Annotated in this window: 1 protein-coding gene; it reads right to left on the reverse strand. The window is 64.2% G+C overall.

Annotation, left to right across the window (positions count from 1 at the left end):
• Positions 1–462, reverse strand: a 462-nt coding sequence (locus AC1DN0_RS41435) for a radical SAM protein (RefSeq protein ID WP_477146659.1), incomplete at its 3' end; no start/stop codon positions are given.
• Between the last annotated feature and the right edge of the window lie 10 nt (positions 463–472).

Genomic DNA, 472 nt, shown 5'->3' on the forward strand with positions numbered 1-472 from the left:
CAGCAGCTCCGGCGACGCTTCGGGGATGGTCTTGAGGTGGATGTAGCCGGCGAAGCGGTGCTCTTCGCGCAGCACGCGTGCCACCTCGACCATGCGCTCCATGGTGTAGTCCGCGTTGCGGATGATGCCGCTGGAGAGGAACAACCCTTCGATGTAGTTGCGCTTGTAGAAGTCCATGGTCAGCGCGACCACCTCGTCCACGCTGAATCGCGCGCGCTGCACGTTGCTGGACACGCGGTTGACGCAGTACGCGCAGTCGTAGATGCAGAAATTGGTCAGCAGGATCTTCAGCAGCGACACGCAGCGGCCATCGGGCGTGTAGCTGTGGCAGATGCCGGGGCCATCGGTGCTGCCGATGCCACCGGACGCGCGCGAATCGCGTCGCCCCGCGCCACTGGAGGCACAGGACGCGTCGTATTTGGCGGCATCGGCCAGGATCGCCAGTTTGCGTATGGTCTCCATGCGCAAACGC

This window comes from Cupriavidus sp. 05N39, assembly GCF_056397325.1.